Below are 4418 nucleotides of genomic sequence, written 5' to 3' on the forward strand. Positions count from 1 at the left end.
CCATTTCGTTTACTCATTTTGGCTCCTCCTTTGATACTTCTATCTTAATATCTTTAGAAGTAGGTGTCCAAAAGAGTAAAGGGGCTAAATAGATACGATCCTGAATCGAATTTTATGATCTTATGATAATTATTCTAAACTGGCTAGGCACCGGATCACTTCTGGAAAACGGGCAAGTTAATCTGTCCCACTGATCCATCTAGAAAAACGGACCACGGGACCTGTCCCCATGGTCCCGCACTCATCCACGATGCCAGTTAGTTCCCACCCCGTGTCCCCATGTTTCACTAACCCACGATGCCCATCCCCACCTCCCTTCCTGCACATGAAACCAGTCTCCAAATTCATGCCTTTCCTCTATACCTGCTTAGGTATATAATTGAATAAACTTTCATAAATTCATTAGAGATTAATAGATTGATATGTTGAATTTTAATAACCTCTCACTAAAATACCTGGAATAGGATGAATAACAGATGAAGACAAATGCTAATTTTGCAACGAATGAAGAAGCAATCACAAGGTGCCGGGACTCCTCCGAACACCAACAGGCTCTTTATAAAAAAACATTGATCATCATCATGATCGCACAGGTCTTTGGGGGAGCAGGGCTTGCTGCCGGTATTACGGTAGGGGCGCTTCTCGCTCAGGATATGCTCGGGACGGACAGTTTCTCCGGTGTGCCGGTCGCCCTGTTCACTCTCGGTTCAGCCGGGGCCGCACTCTTTGTCGGGCGGCTGTCCCAAAAACATGGAAGACGGATCGGCCTTTCCATCGGTTTCATCATAGGAGGAATCGGGGCAATCGGAGCCGTCGCGGCGGCCGTCACCAATTCCATCACCCTGCTTTTCATATCACTCCTGATTTATGGTGCGGGTACAGCTACGAACTTGCAGACGCGCTATGCAGGGACAGACTTGGCAAAACCTTCTCAAAGAGCGACTGCGGTCAGTTTTGCCATGGTATCGACCACGTTCGGGGCAGTGGCCGGTCCAAACCTGGTTGACGTGATGGGTCGATTTGCAGAATCAATCGGCATCCCGCCCCTCGGCGGACCATTCATCCTGGCATTTGCTGCCTACACCCTGGCCGGGATTGTCATCTATATCTTTATGCGCCCAGACCCATATGTCGTGGCAAAAGCTCTTTCTGTTCCACTGAAAGCAGTGGATGACGCAAGTTCCAGCGAAGCAATCACTGCTTCCCAAAGAAACAAACGGGGCGTTTTCCTGGGCTCGACAGTGATGATTTTAACTCAAATCGTCATGGTTGCCGTCATGACGATGACGCCTGTCCATATGGGGCATCACGGTCACGGATTGACGGCCATCGGTCTCATCATCGGCATTCACATCGGTGCAATGTACCTGCCGTCACTTGTCACCGGGATCCTGGTTGATAAAATCGGGCGGATGCCCATGGTCCTCGCATCTGCCGTTACGCTTCTCGCTGCTGGAATACTCGCAGCGATGGCACCAACAGACTCGATCGCCGGCCTTGCGATAGCGCTCGCGCTTTTAGGACTCGGCTGGAACTTTGGATTGATCAGCGGAACGGCGATCCTTGTCGACTCGACAGACCCAGCAACCCGGGCGAAAACCCAAGGATCGGTGGACGTATTCGTCGCATTGGCCGGGGCTTCCGGCGGCGTGCTGTCAGGAATCATCGTAGCGTTCTCCAGCTATCCGGCCCTCTCAATAGGCGGAGGGGTCGTTTCACTCATACTCATTCCAGTGATGATCTGGTTTCTTGCGGGTTCCAGATCAACAGACAAAGCATAACAGATTCAATTAAATGGCCTGACTCCCGGCGCACTATCACAATAGTGAACCGGGAATCAGGCCATTTTTTTACCCTATAATTGAAATTTCCCCTTAATGATCTCCGCCACTTCTTCCGCACTCAAGTTTGTATTGTTTATTTTTATATAGTTTGAGTGTTTAATTTCACCTTCCAAAGAATTCAATCTGTATTGCTTCAATGAATTTTTCAATTCACTTTCAGACCAATCGATATCCCTTTTTGTCGGCTTATGTTCAAGTCGATTCGAACTTTTATTCCGCTCAAGCCTCTCTTCCACATCTGCCTCAAGCTCTACTAAATAAACAGTACCGCCCTTGGACTCGAACAACTCAGTGACCTCGTGAACATAATCCCAGTCTTCCTGCATATTAAACGCCCAGACATATGTAAAAATTATCCCTGGCAGGTCGCTCTTGGATATCTCTTCAAATATCTCCTGACGAAACAGACGAACCAGCCTTTTCCCTTCTTTTGTACCATAGTCAAAGAAATGACTGACCAAATCAATCGTCATATGATTATGAAAAAGCTTCAAATCTGTTATTTTTGCTAACTCCTGCCCCACTGTCATCTTCCCAACCGCCTGCGGCCCAAAAACAAGAACAAATTTCATACTCTCTCCCCCTATTTCTCTTTAGCAAGTATTTTAACATGATTTTACATTCTTTCCGTAGAATACAAAAAGGTTCGTCTAAAAATGGCAGACGAACCTTTCTGATATGGGACGGCTAACAGGAAATTGGCTTTGCCTTGTCTCCAACCTATACCCATTGTTCCACGCTTAACATCCACCTACAACAACACCCAAATAACGATTCCTGCCCCGATCATCACCAATCCAATCGTCTTCTTAGAAAAATGAATCATATACCCCGCCGTCACGAGACCAAGGGCTGCCCACTTCAAATCGTAGGAATCTCTGATATCTTCTGCAATATAGCCGATCCACGTCGCAAAAGCCATGAACAAAATCAATACTGGCATCAATAAATTCGTGCCAATCCAGAGAACCTTCATATACTCACATCCTTACTGGTCGGTTGGTCTTCTGGTCTGCACAAACACTCAGCTTTTGACCAGACCCCCGGGCATTAGCCCGCCATACTTGCATTCATAATTTTTAAAAACTTCTTTTATTATAAATGATTTACATATATTGTCTATTGTATTGCTGTTGATTTAGGGCTGGCCACGTTACATAAAGCTTTAGATTACATGCGATCAAACCCAAATTGAACTTCCGTACCTGAATACTCTATAATCCATGCAGGAATACATCTACTTGATGGTAAATAGTATAGAGAACTTAATCGTTATAGGGGGAGCAAGATTGACTACACTTATAAAAGAGACTGAGTTCTTTAATTTATACACTTTAAGTGACGGAGTTTATGCCGCGATTTCAATCCCAGGGAGAGGTGCCTGGAGTAATGCGGGAATCGTTGATTTGGGTGACGAATTGTTGGTTTTCGATTCATTCACCACCCCTTCCGCCGGCCGTGAGTTAAGAAGACAAGCGGAACTTCTTACAGGAAAAAAAGTAAAGTATCTGATCAACAGCCACTACCACGGGGACCACGTATTCGGTAACCAGGCATTTTATGATGTCTCCATTCTTTCCACGTCTTTGACTAGGGAATGGTGCAAAGAAAAAAACAAGCTGGATGATGTTGAGATAGAGATAAAAGAAACGAAAGAATATCTGAACAACTTGCAAAATCAAATAAATCTCATTCAAAATCCGATCATCAAAGCCAGTCTGATGAATCAGTATAATGAAATGTCAAAAGTGCTGGAAGACCTGCCCGATATGCAAATCGTTCTGCCTGCCGTTATCTTTGAAGAGAAGCTGATCATCGAAGGTTCAAAAAGAAAAGTAGAATTGCACTGTCTCGGTGGAGGACATACTCCCAGTGATACATTTATGTATTTACCAGAAGATAAAATTGCCTTCATGGGCGATTTAGTTACGCAAGATCTGCATGTACCCATTTATCACCCTGAGGATTTTAGTTACATATTGAAGGAAGTAAAGGAAATGGAGATTGAACTCTTTGTTCCGGGTCATGGGAATGTCGGCAATGAAGAACTGTTGGAAAAAATAGCTGGATATGTAGCTTTTTTAATAGAAAAATCAAAAGAAGCAGTGGAAAATAAGGTCTCGTTAGAATCATTCACTTCTGAGTTCGAAACCCCTCCCGAGTATAAAAAATGGAAAGGTGTAAATGGAATCAGGGACAACCTTTCAAAAGTTTATAGATTTTATGCTAAATAGAAACTGAATTCTGGGCCAGCCCCCGGTGTCCGAACAAATTAGTCTGCAGGGGGCATAACCACATTCTTCAAAAACGCCTATTATTCAAGGAAAAACTCAATAAAACACCTCAAATGCCCTCAATATCAAAAATACTTGGGTTCTCAGCTGCCCATCAAGGCAATTTAACGGGAAAATTGTCCCCATCCATACCAAATCAAACAAAATCTACCACCCGGTTACACATGCCCAAATATTTATTATCGATTTCGGTTTGACCCCCTAATTCCTGACGAATTCTTTAAAAAACTAAACGATTCTTAGTTTTTCATTTTTCATCATTTCCTTCTTCACTTTTACC

At 44.2% G+C, this 4418-nt stretch carries 4 protein-coding genes; 2 read left to right on the top strand and 2 right to left on the bottom strand.

The genetic code is table 11. The features are described from left to right. The first annotated feature begins 476 nt into the window (after nt 1–476). On the top strand, nt 477–1781 hold the full coding sequence (locus AAEO50_RS20905; protein ID WP_341986314.1) for an MFS transporter: 1305 nt from the start codon (nt 477–479) through the stop codon (nt 1779–1781). Nucleotides 1782–1855: 74 nt separating this feature from the next. Here the strand turns inward: AAEO50_RS20905 and AAEO50_RS20910 are convergent, their stop codons facing one another. Both AAEO50_RS20910 and AAEO50_RS20915 read right to left on the bottom strand, forming a co-directional pair. Continuing rightward, a complete protein-coding gene (locus AAEO50_RS20910; RefSeq protein ID WP_341986316.1) occupies nt 1856–2416 on the bottom strand; it encodes an AAA family ATPase in 561 nt (186 codons plus the stop codon). Between the two features lie 179 nt (nt 2417–2595). Then, nucleotides 2596–2820: a hypothetical protein gene (locus AAEO50_RS20915; protein ID WP_341986317.1), complete on the bottom strand. Its 225-nt coding sequence runs from the start codon at nt 2818–2820 to the stop codon at nt 2596–2598. A 313-nt stretch (nt 2821–3133) separates the two neighbouring features. On the opposite strand from AAEO50_RS20915, the gene AAEO50_RS20920 reads away from it, so the two are divergent. Further along, entirely contained in the window at nt 3134–4078 is a 945-nt protein-coding gene (locus AAEO50_RS20920; RefSeq protein ID WP_341986318.1) for an MBL fold metallo-hydrolase, read from the top strand. Nucleotides 4079–4418 lie beyond the last annotated feature (340 nt).

It is taken from the genome of Rossellomorea oryzaecorticis, from assembly GCF_038405515.1.
Classification (GTDB): domain Bacteria; phylum Bacillota; class Bacilli; order Bacillales; family Bacillaceae_B; genus Rossellomorea; species Rossellomorea oryzaecorticis_A.

Bases quoted from the DNA above. Each gene is read 5' to 3' on its own strand.
- AAEO50_RS20905 (WP_341986314.1), top strand. From the start codon at position 477: ATGAAGACAAATGCTAATTTTGCAACGAATGAAGAAGCAATCACAAGG.
- AAEO50_RS20910 (WP_341986316.1), bottom strand. From the start codon at position 2,416: ATGAAATTTGTTCTTGTTTTTGGGCCGCAGGCGGTTGGGAAGATGACA.
- AAEO50_RS20915 (WP_341986317.1), bottom strand. From the start codon at position 2,820: ATGAAGGTTCTCTGGATTGGCACGAATTTATTGATGCCAGTATTGATT.